Below are 18963 nucleotides of genomic sequence, written 5' to 3'. Positions count from 1 at the left end.
TCATGCTTGCGTGGGCCGCCACAACGACCACCACAACGCTACGACCAGCAGCAGATAGGTAGTGCACAGTGCAAGAATCGCCCCGGCGCCGGTAAACACCGGCACCAATGCGACCATCAGCACCAGCAAAAGCAGCAGCCCCCCCAGCTGCAGTCCAATCCGTATCCGCCTGCGTCCACGTGCCATCAACATGGTACAGCCAAGTACCGACATGCCGAGCAGTGCAGGGAACAAGCAGTTCAAGCGTGCCAGCTCGGCCGCGTGCGCGAACTCGGCCCCAAACAGCCACGGAAGCGCGGAGGACAGGGCCCACGACAGCGGGATGCTTGCGATACCCAAGCCGACACCTGCCAGTGCCAACTTTCGCAGGAAACGCGCCTGCTCCTGTGCATCGCCAGACCGACGGAACAGCTTTGGGGCGGCGGAGATCGCCAAGGACACTGCGGGCAGCGCGATCAGCGCAGCCAAACGGTACGCCGCCGTGTAGTGTCCGGCCACGTTTGCATCGGCCAACCTGTACACCAGCGACTTGTCGATGGTGCCCAGGCCGGTATCGACGACGCGCATGGCCAAGAAGCCAGAGGCTTCAGCGTAATCAGCGGGTACGGCGTGGGCGGGCCGCCAATCGGGCTTCAGGTGTCGGGCTACCGCAAGCAGGGCCACCAACGTCACCAATCCCCCAAGCAGCACGTGCCAGCGCAGGTAGCCGGCCAGGGTGACCGGCCCGGCAGCCAGCACGCAGACCAGCAATGCCGTCACGTTGCCGAGCGGCCCCAAGGCGTACATGGCCCCTGCCCATCCCATCCGATCATGTGCCTGGAATGCATAGCTGGCCAGTGTAATTAGCGGCACAAGGAGCAATTCTGGGACAGCGATGGCCAACAGCGCGGTGACTGCCACCGGGCTGTCCAGCCAAGTCAAGGCCAGCGCAATGTAGAGCGCACCCAGCACTACGCTGCTGCCGAACAGCCTCCACAGCGCCTTGCGCCAATGCAGTGCAAACGCTTGGGCATTGCGCGAGGTGGCCTGGAGCATCAAGAGGCCAAAGCCAATCCCGCTCAGGGCGCCCAGCGCACCAGCCAGTCCGGCCAATCCGGCAAAGGTGCCATAGCCCGCCAATCCCAACGCGCGCGCCAGCCCGATAGCCCAGATTGCCTGCAGGCCAGCCCGAAGGACCTGCCAGAAGATCATCAGCAGCGTGTTGCGGGCTAGCGGAGAAGGCATCGGGTTAGCGCTCTTTTGACACAGGAAACCCAAGACGCCGGGATCGAACCCACCGGATGGACGCCCGAGTATCGCCTAGCGGCAGGACGAAGGGAGAAACTTCCCTTCTAGGCCACCACAACTCCAGTTGATGCTGCCGTTGGAGTCGGTCGCCGCCAACGTGAGTATCTGGCCGGCGATCTTCGCACTCGCTGAGCTGGAGAACTCCACCTCAATGGCGCCGCGCGTACTGACCGTAACCGAACGGACATAGTTGCCATTGACGGAAGTAGGCGCAGCCATGCCCGCCGCAAGGTTGTCCGCCGGAAACTGCCCATGATCCGAATAGTAGGTGGCGATCGCCTCCTTGGCTCCGGTCGACAAAGACAAGCCCTCTGCAACCTGCGCTCTGGCGACATAGTCCTGATAGGCGGGCAACGCAATGGCTGCCAGTATTGCAATGATCGCCACAACTATCATCAGTTCAATCAGTGTAAAACCGCGTTGTTTCATTTTGCTCCCCTTGAATATGACTGGCTCGCCTGCCACTGCTCGAGGCGTTTTATGTCACTGGCGTAGATTCCCCGGCCGTCGGCCTTGCGCAGCAGCAACAAGGCCTCTTCCGCCTCCGAGCGTTGCAGCAAGTTTGATGCCAGCCCTATCTGCAGCAGCCACAGCCTGTAACCAGGATCCCGTGGCGAGAGCGCTACCGCCTCGCGGATCATGCGCATTGCAAGCTCCCGGTCGCCGACCACGTTGAAGGCGTAGTTGGCGTAGATTCCACGCAATCGGGAAGATCGAGGATTTTGCTGCACGATATTGACAAGCAGCCCGAACAACTGATGCTCGTCAGCGAACCTGCAGCGTTGTTCAACCCTGCACTCCACTACACCCTCCAGCGCAGCAAGCTCCTGAGGCCCTGCAGGACGACGCAGCATCTTTTCGCCAAACCGCGTCCACACCACCTCCGGCAGCTGATCTCCGGCGCGACTGCCTAGAATGATCAACGCCTGGTCCGCCAGTGGCGATGAATTGGGGAGTGCTGCTGCATGCTCAAACTCCCCGAGCGCCATGGACCAGCCGAGCGCCTGCGGGTCATTTCGGGCGAGGGCGAGTAGCTGACGCCCATACTCATACCCGGCGCGCGGCGAGTCCGGATTGCGCGTGGTCAAGGTCAGCGCCAACCGCATCGGACTTCCCCAACTGAGTGCCTGGACGTAGCCCATAGCACCCACATAAGTCAGCAGTACAGCCAGCAACAGGGCACGCGCTTCGGCGGTCAGCGGCTTAAGCGCTGCCCCGAGCGGTTGCACCAGCGCCAGCACCACGCCCAGCAGCGCAAGATAGTTGCGATGCTCGAACACCAACTCCAAGGGGTGCACATTGCTGGTCAGCGCGTGGGAAGCAAAGAACCATGCGATGCCGAAGGCCGTCAGAGGCCAGGGCCTGCGCATTAGCCACCCGCCCAGCGCGAGGCTCAGCAGCATCAGTCCGGCCACCAGGGTGCCCTGCGGACGTAATAACCCATGCGAAATGGGAAAATTATCGTAATAAAACCAAAGTGACTCTGGCCATGGTAACAATATCTGGCGCAGATAAAGGATCAACGCTGGCAGCTGGCTATAGAGCCGCTCGGACAGGGAAAAGTCACGCGTAGCATATGCCGTTGGTGACATGGCGGAGGGAACCACCCAAGCGAAGAAGATGATCAGGCCAGCCATCACACCAATTGCATAAGCCCAAATCAGCAAGCGCTGCTGTGGAGGACTCGGTGCCGCAAAGCGGAGCACGAACACTTCCAGCAGCAGGCAGTACACGGGAACCAGCAATGCTGTCTCCTTGAAGCCGAGGCCAAACGCGGCGGCCAAGGCTGTGCCCAGCCACCATGGCCACGCCCGCCAGCACGCACACATTGCTGCGCGTGCACGCAGGTAGCACAGTAGTGACAGCAAGATGCCCGTAGCAGCGCCGACCTCCATGCGCTGCACGATGTAAAGGGCGCTGGAAACCTGTATCGGATGCACCATCCATACGAACGCCACGGCCCAGGCGGCGGCCAGCCGCCACTTCTCCGTCAGCGTGGCGCTCATGCTCATAAGTTGACGAGCAAGCAACCACACTAGCAAGGCGTTTATCAGATGCATCGCCAAGCCAGTCGCCTTGAGCGGCACCGGGTCGGCCCCGGTGAGCACATGGTTCACTGCAAAACTCAGCATGGCCAGCGGGCGCCCTAGAGCACTGGCGATGCCGGAACCAAACAATTGCCCCAGTGCCGACCAACTCAGGCGTTCGAGCTTCCAGTCCGGGTCGCTGACCAGATTGGGCTGGTCGTCAAACAGGAAGCCGCCCCCCAAACCCGGCAGGAAAACCAGCGCCCCCAGCACAGGCAAAGCGAGCACGGCTGCAGCCTTGGACCAGCGCGCGAACGCGCGCACCCGATGTTCGGACACGACACTCTCTCCAACCGTTCCCTACCAAAGAAAAGGGCCGCTAGGCGGCCCTTTTCAGACATCCAACACCACCGAGCAATTAACGGCAGGACGAGGGCAGGAACTTCGGATCGACGGTCCCACCGGTCTTGCAATCCCAAGTGATGCTGCCGCCGGCATCTGTCGGGGTCAGCACGAAGTCCTTACCAGCAACCTTTGCACTGACCGAGCCAGCGCCCTTCAGCGTAGCCGTGATGGCGCCAGCAGTGCCAACAGTGACACTCTCAACGTACTTGCCGTTGATTGAAGCAGCTGGAGCCAGACCAGCATCGCCATTGTCGGTAGGGAAGGCGCCCTTGTCAGCGTAGTACTCGGTAACAGCGGTCTTGGCGCCCGAGCTCAGGGTCATCGCTTCGGAAACCTGAGCGCGAGCCACGTAATCCTGGTAAGCCGGCAGTGCGATGGCCGCCAAGATGGCGATGATCGCGACAACGATCATCAGTTCGATCAGGGTAAAGCCCTGCTGCTTCTTCATGAGTACATCCCCTAGAGGTAGAAAATAGATAGGGCACTGGGCCGTTGCCTGACCGGCGGACCGGGTGAGCGAGGCGGGCGCCCGTGCGGGTGGATCGAAGCAGGTTGCGTGCCAACAGTGCCAGCAATGCTCCCCAGCATTCCCCGGCGCAATGATGGCACCAATCTTCAGGATTGGAACCCCCCTCACAACAATTTGCGACGTATCCGGCAATGTGACCCGTTGCGTCACTTTTTGACGGCCCCGGTCCGGCGCGCCGACCAAGGCGGACCGCCGGCAGGACTGCCAACGCACCACGGAACCGGCTACCATGCGGCGAGATAGCCCGCCTGGGGAAGGCGCGGCTGGGGAGCCCTGTATGTCTGTCAGCCGTAGCGCGATCAAGAAAGAGCCCGTGGCGCGTAGCACCATGGAGATGAAACCGTTTGTCTGGGAGGGGACCGACAAGCGCGGCGTCAAGATGAAGGGCGAACAGCCCGCTAAGAATGCCAACCTTTTGAGAGCTGAACTGCGGCGGCAAGGCATCATGCCGAGCGTGGTCAAGCCAAAACCCAAGCCCATATTTGGCGCAGCAGGCTCCCCCGTCGGGGCCAAGGACATCGCATTCTTCAGTCGCCAGATGGCGATCATGATGAAGTCAGGCGTACCGATCGTCAGTGCACTGGAGATCATCGGTAGCGGACACAAGAACCCCCGTATGAGGAAGCTTGTCGAATCCATCCGGACCGATATCGAGGGCGGCTCATCTCTATATGAAGCGATCAGTCGACATCCGGTCCAATTCGATGAGTTGTATCGGAATCTGGTAAGGGCTGGTGAGGGAGCCGGTGTACTTGAAACGGTGCTGGACACCATTGCCAGCTACAAGGAGAACATCGAAGCACTGAAGGGCAAGATCAAGAAGGCACTGTTCTACCCCACCATGGTTGTCGTGGTGGCACTGCTAGTCAGTTCCATTCTATTGATTTGGGTTGTGCCTCAGTTCGAGGACGTGTTCAGGGGCTTCGGCGCTGAGCTTCCCGCGTTCACTCAGATGATCGTCGCGATGTCTCGTTTCATGGTGTCGTGGTGGTGGCTGATCCTGGCCGTCAGCGTAGGCTCCGTAATCGGCTTCATTTTTGCCTACAAACGCTCCCCCAAGATGCAGCACACCATGGATCGTCTGATCCTGAAGGTGCCCGTGATCGGCCAGATCATGAACAACAGCGCGATCGCCCGATTCGCCCGCACCACCGCTGTCACCTTCAAGGCAGGCGTGCCACTGGTGGAGGCCCTGGGCATCGTCGCCGGCGCTACCGGCAACAAGGTCTATGAAGAAGCCGTGCTGCGCATGCGCGATGACGTGTCAGTCGGCTATCCGGTCAACATGGCCATGAAGCAGGTCAACCTCTTCCCGCACATGGTGGTGCAGATGACCGGCATCGGCGAAGAGGCCGGCGCGCTGGACACCATGCTGTTCAAGGTGGCCGAGTATTATGAGCAGGAGGTCAACAATGCCGTGGACGCCCTGAGCAGCCTGCTGGAACCGATGATCATGGTGTTCATTGGTACCATCGTCGGCGGCATGGTGATCGGCATGTACCTGCCCATCTTCAAACTCGGCGCGGTAGTTGGATAACTAATCAATGGCATTTCTCGACCAGCATCCCGGTCTCGGCTACCCCGCCGCGGTCGGACTGGGACTGCTGATCGGCAGTTTCCTCAACGTGGTGATCCTGCGCCTGCCCAAGCGGCTGGAGTGGGAGTGGAAGCGCGATGCGCGCGAGGTGCTGGAAGAGCCGGACATCTACGAGCCGCCGCCACCGGGCATCGTGGTGGAGCCCTCGCACTGCCCGCACTGCAAGCACAAGCTGTCCTGGTACGAGAACATCCCGCTGTTCAGCTGGCTGGCCCTGCGCGGCAAATGCCGGCATTGCCATGCCCCGATCTCGATCCAGTACCCGCTGGTGGAGCTGCTGACCGCCGTGCTGGTGGCCGCCAGCGTCTGGCAGTTCGGCTTCGGCTGGCAGGGCTTCGGCGCGATCGTGTTGAGCTGCTTCCTGGTGGCGCTGTCCGGGATCGATCTGCGTACCCAGCTGTTACCGGATCAATTGACCCTGCCCTTGATGTGGCTGGGCCTGATCGCGGCCAGCGACAATCTCTATATGCCGGCCAAGCCTGCCCTGCTGGGTGCGCTGGCGGGCTATCTGTCGCTGTGGTCGGTGTGGTGGCTGTTCAAGCAGATCACCGGCAAGGAAGGCATGGGCCACGGCGATTTCAAGCTGCTGGCGGCCCTGGGCGCCTGGTGCGGGCTCAAGGGCATCCTGCCGATCATCCTGCTCTCGTCCGTGGTGGGCGCGATCATCGGCTCGATATGGCTGTACTCGCGCGGCCGTGACCGGGCCACGCCGATCCCGTTCGGGCCGTACCTGGCCATTGCCGGCTGGATCGTCTTCATGTGGGGCGAGCCGTTGATCGACGGCTACCTGAGCTACGCCGGCCTGCGTTGAGGGCCGCGCGATGAGCCGCTTCGTGATCGGGCTGACCGGCGGCATTGCCGCCGGCAAGAGCGAGGTCAGCCGCCGCTTCGAGGCGCTGGGCATCACCGTCGCCGATGCCGACCTGGCCGCACGCGCGGTGGTGGCACCGGGCAGCGAGGGGCTGGCGCGGATCGCCGCCCACTTCGGCAAGGACATCCTGCTGGCCGATGGCCAGCTGGACCGCGCCGCGTTGCGGGCCCGCATCTTCGAATCGGCGCAGGAGCGCCAGGCGCTGGAGGCGATCACCCATCCAGCCATTCGGCAGTTGCTGCGCGAGACCTGCGAGCAGGCCGAAGGGCCGTATGCGATCGCGGCGATTCCGCTGCTCACCGAGGCCGGTGGCCGCCAGCAGTACCCCTGGCTGGACCGGATCCTGGTGGTGGACGTGCCGGTGGCCGTGCAGCACGCACGGCTGATGCAACGCGACGGCATCGATAGCGCCTTGGCGGACCGCATGATCGCCGCCCAGGCCAGCCGCGAGGCGCGCCTGGCATTGGCCGATGATGTGGTGGTCAATGATGGCCACCCGGACCACCTGCAGGCGCATGTGGAGCGGCTGGATCGGGCCTATCGGGACTTGGCGGCGCGGTAGATTTGGAGGAGCCGACCCACGGTCGGCTCTACCGTGTCAGGCGGGGGAGAACGTCAGCGTGGCGATGACGCCGCGCCCGGCACCTGGCCGCACGTTGACCTGCCAGCCGTAGAGGTCGCACAGGCGGCTGACGATGGACAGGCCGATACCTCCGCCCTGCGAATGCCCCGCATGCGTACCGCGGTACCCGCGCTGGAACAGCTTGGCCGCATCTTCCTCGCTCAGGCCGGGGCCGCTATCGATCACTTCGACCGCGTTGTTGCCCACGCGCACGCGCACTGCGCCTTCCTTCGAGTACTTCACGGCATTGCCGATCAGGTTGCCCAGCGCGACCGAGAGGGCCGATTCCGGGGCATCGATCACCAGGTCGTGGTTGCCTTCCAGGATCAATTCCAGCGGCTTGCCGCCGAGCTGGGCACGGTGTGAATCCAGCAGCTGCTCGGAGACCCGGGCGACATTGCTGCTGCCCTGCCCGCGCTCGTTGCGCGAGAGCAGCAGCAGCGCGCCGATCAGATCGGTGCATTGCTGCTCGGCACGCTGGATGCGCTGCAGGCGCTGCAGCACCTTGGGGTCGAGATCCGGGCGGGTCAGCAGCAGCTCGGTGGCGCCGCGGATCACCGCCAGCGGCGTGCGCAGCTCGTGGCTGACATCCGCGTTGAATTCGCGGTCGCGCTGCACCACCTCGGTGAGCCGCGCGGAATAGTCGTCCAGCGCCTGGGCCAGCTGGCCCACTTCATCGTCCGGGAAGCGCGGAGCCAGTGGCTCCGGCTCGCTGGTGCCACCGCGGTAGGCGCGCAGGCGCGCGGCCAGGTCCGACACCGGCTTCATCACCTTGGAGGCGGACCACCAGCCGAGCACCAGGGACAACACGCTGAACACCAGCACCGAGAAGAACAGCGCGCGGTTGAGCTGGCTCTCACCGCGGATGCTCTCGGTCATGTCATAGGCGAGGAAGAACCACACATCCGGCGTTTTACGCACCGCCAGCTTGTAGGAAAACGGCTTGCCGCTGTCATCCACGCCGCTGACGCCGTGGATGCCGTCGTTGAATTCGTACCAGTCCGGCTGTTCCTGGCGCAGCGCTTCGAACTTGTCCGAGCGGACCAGCCGCGCATACATCTGCTGCACGGGAAGGTCAGGACTGCGCGAGGGATCGGCCGCGAATCGCTTGGCGTACTCGTTGATGTTGCGATTCATCACATCTTCGACCAGCTGGTTTTCCACGCGGGCGCGGGTCCAGTTGGTGGCGAACGCAAACAGCGTGGTCAGGCAGAAGCCCAACAGCACGAACGAGACGATGATGCGGCTGCGCAGCCGGCGCCGGTATGGCGCGCGGCGACGCCCCCCCCTGCCCGTCACCGGATCAGGCTTCCGGCGCGGCGATGCGGTATCCGATGCCATGACGGGTCTGGATCATCGGAACCTCGAAGGGTTTGTCGACCACGGCGCGCAGGCCATGGATATGCACGCGCAGGGAATCCGAATCCGGCAGCTCTTCGCCCCAGACGCGGGTTTCCAGCTCCTGGCGGGTGACGACGGCCGGGGAGGCCTCCATCAGCGCCTGCAGGATCTTCAGCGCGGTCGGGTTGAGCTGCAGCAGCTTGCCCTGGCGGCGCACTTCCAGCGTGTCCAGGTTGTACTCCAGGTCACCGGTTTCCAGCACGCGGGTCTGCACGCCCTTGCCGCGACGCGACAGGGCGTTCAGACGCACCTCCACTTCCTGCAGCGCGAACGGCTTGATCAGGTAGTCATCGGCGCCGGAATCGAAGCCGGCCAGTTTGTTATCCAGGGAATCGCGGGCCGTCAGCATCAGCACCGGGGTCTGCTTGCGCGCCTCGTTGCGCAGCTTGCGGCAGACCTCGATCCCATCCATGCCGGGCAGGTTGAGGTCCAGCACGATCGCGTCGAACTCATGGACGACCGCCAGGTGCAGGCCGGTGACGCCATCGGCTGCGAAGTCCACGGTGTGACCGCGGTCTTCGAGGTAATCGCCCAGGTTGGCGGCAATGTCGCTGTTGTCTTCGATGACGAGAATTCGCACTGGGACCTCTGATTCGTGGGGTTCAACGGAAAGAACGGAGCCGCAGGGCAGCAATGGGAACAGGACTGCGCGACCTCAAGCTGACCATACAGCTTCGATTCTTAACATTAGACACCGTCGAATGCTGGCGCAGCGTCAAAACCCGGCGATCATCACCTGGCATCTTTGGGTTCGGAAATCCGAAGATCACGCTTCATCTGCCTGGCGTCCTCCGTCGCCTGGCGGCGCTGAGCCACCGTCATGCAGGTGCGCTGAGGGCGGTTGCTGCCGATCGGACGTTCGCTGCGACAGACCATGCGGCTGTCTTCCTTGGCGTTGGTCATCAAGGTATTGACCACTTCCTGGTCATTGAAGACCTCTACTTTCTGCGGCGGGGTGAGCTGATCGAAGCGCTCGCGATCGCCCATCTTGGTGCGGATGCGGTCCAAGGCGGCCTGAACGCGGCTCTTGTCGGCCACGCTCAGTTCGCTGTAGTCCTCACTGTGCAGCGCGCGCTCGACCTTGGCCAGCTGTTCGGCAACAGGCGCATCGTCGGCAAGCGCCATCGCGGCCTCGTCGGCGTTCGCAGGCGGCTTGGCATGGGCACCCAGCGAGAGACAGCCGAGCAGCGCGACAGCGATGATTCGATGCATCTGTGACATCTGCGACTTCCTTATCCACATGAATGAACGCCAACTCTACGAGGATGGAACCGGGCCGACAAGTTACCGATGGCAGGGGCTTGGCACCGCTGCAGGCCGGAAAAAGGCCCGACCAACTGACGCTGGCCGGGCCTGAAGGTGTTTCCCGATTACCGATCCTGCTGAGGAGGGCAGAGCTGCGGTTCGACAGAGCCTACGCCGGGGCCGATTAAACCGATGTTAAGGCCCTGCCCCTCCTGAGAAAACCACCTCAAGCCTTTGTATTTACAGGTTTTTTCAAGGAAGCGACGTGGTCGATGATGCGCCCGGCAAGATCCGCCTGGCAGATCGCCTCGATACCCTCCAGCCCAGGCGTGGAGTTGACCTCCAGCACCAGCGGGCCACGGCTGGAGCGGATCAGGTCGACGCCGGCCACGCCCAGGCCCAGCGCCTTGGCCGCGCGCACCGCCACCAGCTGCTCGGCCCGGCTGGCCTTGGCGGCCCGGGCGCTGCCCCCGGCATGCAGATTGGAGCGGAAATCCCCCTCCGGCGCCTGCCGTTGCATCGCCCCGACCACCTGGTCACCGACCACCAGGCAGCGCAGGTCGGCGCCCTGCGCCTCGCCGATGAACTCCTGCATGAGGAAGTTGGCGTAGAGCCCGCGCAGTGCCTCCACGATGCCGCGCGAGGCGCTGGCCTTCTCGGTCAGGATCACGCCGCGGCCCTGGGTGCCCTCGTTGAGCTTCACCACATGCGGCGGCGGGCCCAGCATGGAGAGCAGATCGACGGTGTCGTCCGGGTTGTCACCGAACACCGTGACCGGCATGTCGATGCCCTTGGAGGCCAGGATCTGGTGGGCGCGCAGCTTGTCGCGGGCGCGCAGGATCGCATCGGAGGGGTTGGGCGTGCGTGCGCCCATCATCTCGAACTGGCGCAGCACGGCCGTCCCGTAGCGGGTGACCGAAGCACCGATGCGCGGGATCACCGCGTCCACCCCGGTGATCGGCCGCCCCTTGTAATGCATGGTGAAGCCGTCTGCGGCGATGCGCATGTAACAGCGCAGCGGATCAAGGATGCGCACGGTATGGCCCCGCGCACGCGCGGCCTCCACCAGGCGACGCGTGGAGTACAGCTTGCTGTTGCGGGACAGGATGGCGAGTTTCATCGCGGCGCAGGGGGCGGGAAAGCGCGAAGCATAGCGTGCGGCGCGTGTGGTGGAGGTGTCAGGCGTCGCGCTGGAATGGCCGGTGCCCCGGCCCTGCGTGGGCGGTGCAAACGCCATGACGACGGCAGCCTGCCGCCGGCATGGCGCGTGCAAGCTACGGCAGTGAAAGGAATTGCCGTTCAAGGCCCCGGTTCAGCGGATATAGATGCCGGTGGAAAGCGTGTTGAACGGTGCGTTGGTCGACGTATTCTGATAACGGAAGTTTCCACCCTGCTCTCCGTCCAGACTGTAGTAGCGATTCCATGCAACGATGGTCTGCCCGGGATTGCAGTCGGTGTAGTAACCACCGTTGATGCACAGGGCGTCGGACCTGTACTCCGCCGACCGTGGTAGCGCACCTCCATTCATGCTGGCGGCGGGTAAACGCCCATAGCCGACTTCGAGCACAACCACCTTCAACTCTGCGCCGCCGTGGTCCAGGGTGGTCGACAACTGACCGGCCTGCGTCATGTACTCCCAGCCGCCGGCATTGGTGGAGCCCACACCTACGATGGTCACCGATGACAGCGAAGGTGCAGGCGCCCTCTGCCCACTCTGCGCAGCCGCCCAGGATTCATCGTGCTTGGCTTTGCTTAATGCACCGACGGGCATTTCCAATGGAGGAAATGCCGTCTTCGTCATTTCCAGCTCGGCCGCCATGGCCGGCAACGGCAGAGCAATGGCCAACAGTGCGGCAGTCAATACAGCTTTCATCCATTACATCCAACATTCATGCAGCCAATCGCTGCGAGCCCATGCTCGCTAAAGCGCATCAGCAAGAATGGCGACCACGTCAAATTGCGCGTTCGTAATAGTTGGAAAAGTTGTCTCTTCTACCGAGAGACACAGCGATGCAGCCAGCGCAGGGCCGGAATGGGTCAGAAGCGTAGCGGGAACGAAGCAGACGGCCGGACATGGAGCGGGTGAAGGGAATCGAACCCTCGTCAGTAGCTTGGGAAGCTACAGCTCTACCATTGAGCTACACCCGCAAGGCGCGGCGTAAGTCTATTCGGGCGGGGCCCTCAAACGCAACGGGCGGCACTGGGCCGCCCGTTGTTTCACGCTTTTCCACCGCCGTGCACGGCGCCCGCGGGCGGGCGCTGCGCACGTGGGATCAGAAGCTGCCGCCGAAGCTGGCAAACAGCGACACGTCACGCGCACGCTTCTGCATCGTGGTGGTGCTCATGCCGATGTTGCTGCTCAGGCCCCACAGGTTCAGGCGCGCACCCAGCACGGCGGTGGCGTAGTTCTTGTCGAACTCCAGGCCCGGCACCTTGTACATGCCCACGTCCGGCATGGTCTGCAGCCAGGCGCTGGCCTGCTTGCTGTCCTCGAACTCGTGGTCATAGGTGACCTGCACGTACGGCTTGACGTTGCCGCCATCGAAGCGGGCCTGCCAGCCGACGCGGCCGACGGTCGAATCCGTATCCTGGTCGCCATAGCCCAGCGCCGAGGCGCTCAGGTTGGACTCGGTGTAGCCATCCAGCTTCACCTTCTGCCAGATCACGGCGGCGACCGGACCGTGACGGAAGCCGCCTTCGGTGCCGAACTCGTAGCCGGCGTTCAACGCGGCGGTCAGGTTGCTGCCTTCCGGCGAACCCTTGTGGATGCGCGTTGCCGGGCCGAGCTGCAGCTTGCGGGTCACGTCGTAGTCCAGCCAGCTGTAGCTGAGCTGGCCGTTGACCCAGGCGCGCTCACCGTACCAGCCGGCGAACAGGCCCAGGGTGGTATCGGACTGGGTGAAGTCGCCCTTGTTGTTGCCGAAATCGGCGTCCATGCGGCCATAGCCGGCGAAGCCGCCGACCACCATGCCGTCACGCGCCCAATCCACACCGAACAGGCCGGCCGGGGCCATGCCGTCGTACAGATCGGCGTGGGCGTAGCGCTGCATGTCGCCGCGCAGGTTGCCCCACCAGCTCAGGCCGTCGGCCGGACGGCCATCCACATGCCAGCTGACCTGGTCAGCGCGCGAGCGGCCGATGGTCTGTGCCGAGTGGGTCAGGATCTGCTGGTTGCGCGGGGCTTCCAGGATCGACAGCGTGTACTGGCCCAGCATCTCGTGCGTGGCCGTGGTCGGGTGCACGCCATCGGCGAACACGTAGCTGTTGGCGGCGTCCGGGGTGGCGTAGCTGGTCGGGTTGCAGGTCAGCGAGGACGCCGTGGTGCAGGCCGGGCTGGTCACGTTGACGAAGCCGTACTGGCCCGGGTTGGCGACGATTTCCTGCAGGATGTGGAAGGTGTCGACCGGGATCACCTGCAGGCCGGCGGCTTTCAGGCCACCGAACAGGGCGTCGTTGTACGCCTTGGCCAGCGCGGTACCGGCAGCCATGCCAGCCGGGCCACCGGCACGGGCGCCCGGGGTCAGGCCGACGTCCGGAATGGTCGGCACCACGATGTATTCGGCGCCCGCCGCCTTCAGCGTGCCGACGATGCCGACCTGGTCGGTGACGGCGTTGGTCAGCGTGGAGACCAGCGGCGCGCCGGCCTGGATCGCGAACAGGTCATTGGCACCGCCCCACACGGTGTACAGCGCGTTCGGGTCGGCCTTGCCGCCGTTGGCCGCCAGGTACTGCGCGGTCTGGGTCTTGAGCGAGTACACCGGAATGGCCGGGGTACCGGCAGCCAGTACCTGGGTGGTGTCCACGCCGACGCGGGCGCCGCCGATGGCGTAGTTGTCACCGTTCTGGCCGTTGCCGTGGGCAGCGCCGTTGGTGCCGTAGTAGTTGGCCACGTGCTCAGCCCAGGTCCAGCCCGGGTTGGTGGTGAACTGGCCGGTCACCGGCTGCACCGCGGCCGGCAGCAGCGGGCGGAAGTAGCCGGCATCGGTCAGGCTGTCGCCGATGAAGACGGTCTTGGTGTAAGGCGACTGTGCCATCGCCGGCATCGCCGCCAGGGCGATGGCCACGGCCATGAGGGAACGGATCGGGCGTTTGCTGAGCAACATGGAAACTCCTTGAGGGTGGGGAAGACGGCGGACGTACGCCGGCGCACGGTGCCATGTTTCCACTGCACCCGGCCCGCATCACGCTGCGCTGCGGCATGAACGCCCCAGCTCCGCCGCCCGGCCATCGTTGGCCTGGCGCTCGCGGCACCTCTGCCGCGGGGCGCACAGGGTACGCACTGTGGGGTGATTGCGGGACAATACCGTCATGAACATCCAGCTCAACGGCGAGAACCGCCAGCTTCCGCACACCGCCACCGTCCACGACCTGCTGCGCAGCGAGGACCTGCTCGAGCGCCGCGTCGCCGTCGAAGTCAATGGCGAGATCGTGACCCGCAGCCAGCACGTCAGCCACCCCCTGCGCGAGGGCGACGTGGTCGAGATCGTGCATGCACTGGGCGGCGGCTGAAGCAGCATCGTGACGCGCGATAGGCGATAATTCGGGCCATGAATGCACCTGCCCCCACTGATTCGCTGGTGATCGCCGGCAAGACCTATGCTTCCCGCCTGCTCACCGGCACCGGCAAGTTCAAGGATCTGGAAGAAACCCGCCTGGCCACCGAGGCCGCTGGCGCCCGGATCGTCACCGTGGCGATCCGCCGCACCAACATCGGGCAGAACCCGGGCGAGCCGAACCTGCTCGACGTGCTGCCGCCGGACCGCTACACCATCCTGCCCAACACCGCCGGCTGCTACACCGCCGAAGACGCCGTGCGCACCTGCCGGCTGGCCCGCGAGCTGCTGGACGGCCACAACCTGACCAAGCTGGAAGTGCTGGGCGACCAGAAGAGCCTGTACCCGGATGTGGTGCAGACCCTCAAGGCGGCCGAGCAGCTGGTCAAGGATGGCTTCGAGGTGATGGTCTATACCTCCGATGACCCGATCCTGGCCAAGCGCCTGGAAGAAATCGGCTGCGCTGCGGTGATGCCGCTGGCTGCGCCGATCGGCTCGGGCCTGGGTATCCAGAACAAGTACAACCTGCTGCAGATCATCGAAGACGCCAAGGTGCCGATCATCGTCGATGCCGGCGTGGGCACGGCTTCCGATGCAGCCATCGCGATGGAACTGGGCTGCGACGGCGTGCTGATGAACACCGCCATCGCCGGCGCGTGCAACCCGATCCTGATGGCCAGCGCGATGCGCAAGGCCGTGGAAGCGGGCCGCGAGGCTTTCCTGGCCGGGCGTATTCCGCGCAAGCGCTACGCCAGTGCGTCCTCGCCGATCGACGGGTTGATCGGCTGATGACCAATCCTTTCGACAGCGCCGGTGCCAAGGCGCCGCCCAAGCCCTTCACCATCACCGAAGGCCGCCGCGAGGTCCGCAGTTTCGTGCTGCGCCAAGGGCGTTTCACCCCCGCCCAGCAGCGTGCGTTCGATGATCGCTGGCCGCGCTTCGGGCTGGATTTCACCGGCGAGCCGCGCGATCTGGATGCCACCTTCGGGCGCGATGCGCGCAAGGTGCTGGAGATCGGCTTCGGCAATGGCGCCGCGCTGCGCTTCGCCGCGCAGCAGGACCCGAGCCGCGATTACATCGGCCTGGAAGTGCACGCGCCGGGCGTGGGACGCCTGCTCAATGCACTGGCCGACGACAACGCCGACCACGTGCGCCTGTACCACCACGATGCCGTGGAGGTACTGGAGAAGGAAATCGCCGATGGCGCGCTGGATGAAGTGCGCATCTATTTCCCTGACCCGTGGCACAAGAAGCGCCATAACAAGCGCCGCCTGATCCAGCCCGGCTTTGCCGAGCTGCTGGTGCGCAAGCTGCGCGTCGGTGGCCGCCTGCACTGCGCCACGGACTGGGAAGACTATGCCGAGCAGATGTGGGACGTGCTCGACGCCACTGCCGGGCTGAGCAACCGCGCCGGCCCGCGTGGGCAGGTCGAGCGGCCGGAATGGCGCCCGCAGACCCATTTCGAAACCCGTGGCCAGAAGCTTGGCCATGGCGTGTGGGACCTGTTGTACGACCGCACCTGATCCCACAAGGAACCGCGCCACCCCATGGATACCGCGCTGACGCTGACTACCGACATGAAGCTCGTTCTCGGGCTGGTCGGCTTCACGATGGCGATGTTCCTGTTCGAACGCATCCGCGCCGATGTGGTGGCCTTGGTGGTGCTGGTGGTGCTCGGCGTTACCGGCCTGATCGCTCCGGAAGAAATCTTCGGTGGCTTCTCCGGTAACGCGGTGATGAGCATCATCGCCACCACCATCCTCGGCGCGGGCCTGGACCGCACCGGGGCGCTGAACCGGTTGGCGGCCTGGCTGCTGCGGCGCGGGCATGGCGTGGAAACACGCCTGCTGATGATGACCACCGCGATCGCCGGGTTGAACTCCTCGTTCATGCAGAACCCCTCGGTGATGGCGCTGTACCTGCCGGTCGCTTCGCGGCTGGCCGCGCGTACCGGGCTGACCCTGCAGCGCCTGCTGCTGCCGATCGCCGCGGCCATCGTGATGGGGGGCGCACTGACGATGGTCGGCAATTCGCCGCTGATCCTGCTCAACGATCTGCTGGCCTCGGCCAACAACAACCTGCCCTCGGGCCTGGCCACGATCGAGCCGCTGCGCATGTTCGCGCCGCTGCCGATCGGCGTGGCCCTGCTGATCGCCTCGCTGCTGTATTTCCGCTACTTCGGTGATCGCAAGCTGGTGGAGGAAGAGACGCTGGCCAACGACGGCGTCACCCCGTCGCGCACCGAAAGCTACTTCGCCAAGACGTACGGCATCGAAGGCGATGTGTTCGAACTGGTGGTCACCGCCGAAAGCCCGCTGGTCGGCATGACCCTGGGCGAGGCCGAGAACGTGCACGATGCGCCGCTGCTGCTGGCGCTCAAGACCGGCAATGACACCCGTCTGGCCCCGCCGGCGGAGATGCGGATCTGGGTGGGCAGCGTGCTGGGTGTGATGGGCGCGCGCCAGCAGGTCAGCGATTTCGCACAGAACCAGTTCCTGCGGATGTCATCGCGGCTGAAGCACCTGGGCGATCTGTTCAACCCCAGCCGCGCTGGCATTTCCGAAGCGGTGGTGCCGCCCACCTCCGATGTGATCGGCAAGAGCGCCTCGGACCTGCGCCTGCGCAAGCAGCGTGGCATCAGCCTACTGGCGATCAACCGCGACAAGCAGGTGATCCGCGAAGACGTGCGCAACGTGGCCCTGCGCGCCGGTGACATGCTGGTCTTCCACAGCATCTGGACCGACCTGGCGCAGGCGGCCAAGAGCCGCGACTTCGTGGTGGTGACCGATTACCCCAAGGGCGAGCAGCGGCCGCACAAGTTCAAGATCGCGATGAGCATCTTCGCCATCACCATCCTGATCGCGCTGACCTCCAAGCTACCGGTGGCGCTGACCCTGATGACCGGCGTGGCCGGCATGCTGCTGACCGGTGTGCTGCGCATGGACGAGGCCTACGCCTCGATCAACTGGAAAACCGTGTTCATGATGGCCGGGCTGATTCCGCTCGGCTGGGCGATGGACAGCAGTGGCGCGGCGGCGTGGATCGCCGGGCACACCATCGACCGCCTGCCGACCGGCATCCCGGTGTGGGTGCTGGAGATCGCGCTGGCGTTGTTGACCACGATGTTCTCGCTGGTGATCAGCCACGTGGGCGCAACCATCGTGATGGTGCCCATCGCGGTGAACCTGGCGCTGGCCGCCGGGGGCAGCCCGACCGCGTTCGCGCTGATCGTGGCGTTGTCGGCCTCGAACAACCTGATGACCGCCTCCAACCCGGTGATTTCGATGATCACCGGCCCGGCCAATTACACCCCGCGTGAGTTGTGGCGCGTCGGCGCCCCGCTGTCGTTGATCTATACGGCGGTGGTGGTGCTGATGATCAACCTGATGTTCTAGGGGAGTGGCGGCCGCTGCCGGCTCGCCCGATGCCCCAGGTACTGCCGGGCGCTGGCCGGCTCCACGTACGGGTGGCCATCAAGAGCAGCCGGCCAGCGGCCGGCACTACCGGTCGGTGGGCGACCTCTGAGGCGTAGCGCCCTACGGTCGCTACCTAGCCGTGGGTTGGCGACCCACCGTTCGTTGTCACGCCAGCCAGACCTGCCCGTCGCGCACCTGCACCGGCACCGCGCGAAGGCGATCACCGCGGCACGGCCCGGCCACGCAGTCGCCGTTATCCAACGAGAACGAGGCGCCATGCGCTGCGCACACCAGGTGGCCTTCCTTGCTTTTCAGGAACTGCCCCGGCGCCCAGTCCAGCCGACGGCCCGCGTGCGGGCAGATGTTAAGCCACGCGCGCACCTGGTCGCCCTCGCGGTACAACACCACCGATTCGCTGTCGCCCTCGATGCTGGCATCGGTTTCGGCGAAACCCCCGTCGGCCATGGCATCCAGGGCAATGAGGGCGGTGGTGGTGGACTCAGGAACGGACATGGCGTCTACAACAGGCAGTGGAGGCACAGTGTCTCACGCGCTCATGTCACTGGCTCCCGGATGAATACAAGTCATTGATTTGCAATGCGCGCGGGGTACGTTTAACGCTTTTTTCACTCAGTCACAAAGGCCAGCACGGATACTCGTCCACTGCTGACCTCAGCCAAAAAAGAGTGCCATGTACAGCCGCATCTTCCAGTTCAACCAGTTCCGTGCCCTGTTCGCGCCGCGCAAGCCGCGCCACCCGTTGGTGCGCGTTGCGGTCGGTCTGTTGGGCCTGGCGATCCTGGCCGCGCTGGTGTTCGTGGGTGTGTTCGTGGGCGCGGCGATGATCATCGCCGGTCTGGCATGGAAGCTGCTCGCCCAGCGCAAGAGTGCGCGCACCGTTCCGTCGCAGGTCGTGGACGGCGAGTACCGGGTGGTCCGCAAGCAGGCCTTGCCGATGTCGCGTTGATCGACGCGCATTCCTCCTGATGACGGCCGCGCCCTGCGCGGCC

19 protein-coding genes and 1 tRNA gene are annotated in these 18963 nt (G+C 64.5%); 8 read left to right on the top strand and 12 right to left on the bottom strand.

Annotation, left to right across the window (positions count from 1 at the left end; genetic code table 11):
- From ACE026_RS19945 to ACE026_RS19930, 4 genes are all read right to left on the bottom strand, one after another.
- Nucleotides 1-1224 (bottom strand): lipopolysaccharide biosynthesis protein, encoded by a 1224-nt coding sequence (locus ACE026_RS19945; protein WP_486040559.1) that lies wholly within the window; start codon nt 1222-1224, stop codon nt 1-3.
- 75 nt (nt 1225-1299) lie between these two features.
- Nucleotides 1300-1716: a pilin gene (locus ACE026_RS19940; RefSeq protein WP_486040558.1), complete on the bottom strand. Its 417-nt coding sequence runs from the start codon at nt 1714-1716 to the stop codon at nt 1300-1302.
- Nucleotides 1713-3653: a hypothetical protein gene (locus ACE026_RS19935; protein WP_486040557.1), complete on the bottom strand. Its 1941-nt coding sequence runs from the start codon at nt 3651-3653 to the stop codon at nt 1713-1715. The genes ACE026_RS19940 and ACE026_RS19935 overlap by 4 nt, the downstream gene beginning before the upstream one ends.
- Before the next feature lie 79 nt (nt 3654-3732).
- Complete coding sequence (locus ACE026_RS19930) at nt 3733-4167, bottom strand: pilin (RefSeq protein ID WP_486040556.1); 435 nt, start codon at nt 4165-4167, stop codon at nt 3733-3735.
- Between the two features lie 358 nt (nt 4168-4525).
- Between ACE026_RS19930 and ACE026_RS19925 the strand changes: the two genes are divergently transcribed.
- Genes ACE026_RS19925 through coaE form a run of 3 tightly spaced genes read left to right on the top strand, consistent with a single transcriptional unit; the run spans nt 4526 to nt 7278 of the window.
- Nucleotides 4526-5785, top strand: a complete 1260-nt coding sequence (locus tag ACE026_RS19925; protein ID WP_486040555.1) for a type II secretion system F family protein — start codon at nt 4526-4528, stop codon at nt 5783-5785.
- A 7-nt stretch (nt 5786-5792) separates the two neighbouring features.
- Nucleotides 5793-6656 carry a prepilin peptidase gene (locus ACE026_RS19920; protein ID WP_121039283.1) on the top strand — a complete coding sequence of 288 codons (864 nt, stop codon included), beginning with the start codon at nt 5793-5795 and terminating at the stop codon, nt 6654-6656.
- Between the two features lie 10 nt (nt 6657-6666).
- Complete coding sequence (gene coaE, locus ACE026_RS19915; protein ID WP_486040554.1) at nt 6667-7278, top strand: dephospho-CoA kinase; 612 nt, start codon at nt 6667-6669, stop codon at nt 7276-7278.
- Between the two features lie 36 nt (nt 7279-7314).
- Here the strand turns inward: coaE and ACE026_RS19910 are convergent, their stop codons facing one another.
- From ACE026_RS19910 to ACE026_RS19880, 7 genes are all read right to left on the bottom strand, one after another.
- Entirely contained in the window at nt 7315-8679 is a 1365-nt protein-coding gene (locus tag ACE026_RS19910) for a sensor histidine kinase (protein ID WP_486040553.1), read from the bottom strand.
- Nucleotides 8642-9319 (bottom strand): response regulator transcription factor, encoded by a 678-nt coding sequence (locus tag ACE026_RS19905; RefSeq protein ID WP_019183933.1) that lies wholly within the window; start codon nt 9317-9319, stop codon nt 8642-8644. Before ACE026_RS19905 ends, ACE026_RS19910 begins: the two co-directional genes overlap by 38 nt.
- Nucleotides 9320-9471: 152 nt before the next feature.
- Nucleotides 9472-9960, bottom strand: coding sequence for a hypothetical protein (locus tag ACE026_RS19900; protein WP_346466648.1), 489 nt, complete (start codon nt 9958-9960; stop codon nt 9472-9474).
- Nucleotides 9961-10210: 250 nt separating this feature from the next.
- On the bottom strand, nt 10211-11104 hold the full coding sequence (gene rimK, locus ACE026_RS19895; RefSeq protein ID WP_486040551.1) for a 30S ribosomal protein S6--L-glutamate ligase: 894 nt from the start codon (nt 11102-11104) through the stop codon (nt 10211-10213).
- A 192-nt stretch (nt 11105-11296) separates the two neighbouring features.
- Nucleotides 11297-11857, bottom strand: coding sequence for a YolA family protein (locus ACE026_RS19890; RefSeq protein ID WP_486040550.1), 561 nt, complete (start codon nt 11855-11857; stop codon nt 11297-11299).
- A gap of 201 nt (nt 11858-12058) precedes the next feature.
- Nucleotides 12059-12132: transfer RNA gene (locus tag ACE026_RS19885), tRNA-Gly, on the bottom strand.
- Between the two features lie 125 nt (nt 12133-12257).
- Nucleotides 12258-14087, bottom strand: coding sequence for an autotransporter outer membrane beta-barrel domain-containing protein (locus tag ACE026_RS19880; protein WP_486040549.1), 1830 nt, complete (start codon nt 14085-14087; stop codon nt 12258-12260).
- Nucleotides 14088-14292: 205 nt separating this feature from the next.
- On the opposite strand from ACE026_RS19880, the gene thiS reads away from it, so the two are divergent.
- The 4 genes from thiS to ACE026_RS19860 are packed head-to-tail and all read left to right on the top strand — an operon-like array spanning nt 14293 to nt 17932.
- A complete protein-coding gene (thiS, locus tag ACE026_RS19875; protein ID WP_486040548.1) occupies nt 14293-14493 on the top strand; it encodes a sulfur carrier protein ThiS in 201 nt (66 codons plus the stop codon).
- A 38-nt stretch (nt 14494-14531) separates the two neighbouring features.
- Nucleotides 14532-15326, top strand: coding sequence for a thiazole synthase (locus tag ACE026_RS19870; protein ID WP_486040547.1), 795 nt, complete (start codon nt 14532-14534; stop codon nt 15324-15326).
- Nucleotides 15326-16060, top strand: a complete 735-nt coding sequence (trmB, locus tag ACE026_RS19865; RefSeq protein WP_486040545.1) for a tRNA (guanosine(46)-N7)-methyltransferase TrmB — start codon at nt 15326-15328, stop codon at nt 16058-16060. Before ACE026_RS19870 ends, trmB begins: the two co-directional genes overlap by 1 nt.
- 24 nt (nt 16061-16084) lie before the next feature.
- Nucleotides 16085-17932, top strand: a complete 1848-nt coding sequence (locus tag ACE026_RS19860; RefSeq protein WP_121039313.1) for an SLC13 family permease — start codon at nt 16085-16087, stop codon at nt 17930-17932.
- A 186-nt stretch (nt 17933-18118) separates the two neighbouring features.
- Here the strand turns inward: ACE026_RS19860 and ACE026_RS19855 are convergent, their stop codons facing one another.
- Nucleotides 18119-18466 carry a Rieske (2Fe-2S) protein gene (locus tag ACE026_RS19855; protein ID WP_486040544.1) on the bottom strand — a complete coding sequence of 116 codons (348 nt, stop codon included), beginning with the start codon at nt 18464-18466 and terminating at the stop codon, nt 18119-18121.
- 178 nt (nt 18467-18644) lie between these two features.
- Here ACE026_RS19855 and ACE026_RS19850 point away from each other — a divergent pair, with 178 nt between their 5' ends.
- Nucleotides 18645-18920: a hypothetical protein gene (locus tag ACE026_RS19850; protein ID WP_121039319.1), complete on the top strand. Its 276-nt coding sequence runs from the start codon at nt 18645-18647 to the stop codon at nt 18918-18920.
- Nucleotides 18921-18963 lie beyond the last annotated feature (43 nt).

It is taken from the genome of Stenotrophomonas sp. AGC87, assembly GCF_057333975.1.
Note: the sequence above shows the minus strand (reverse complement) of the source record. Positions and strands in the feature narration are given on the sequence as shown.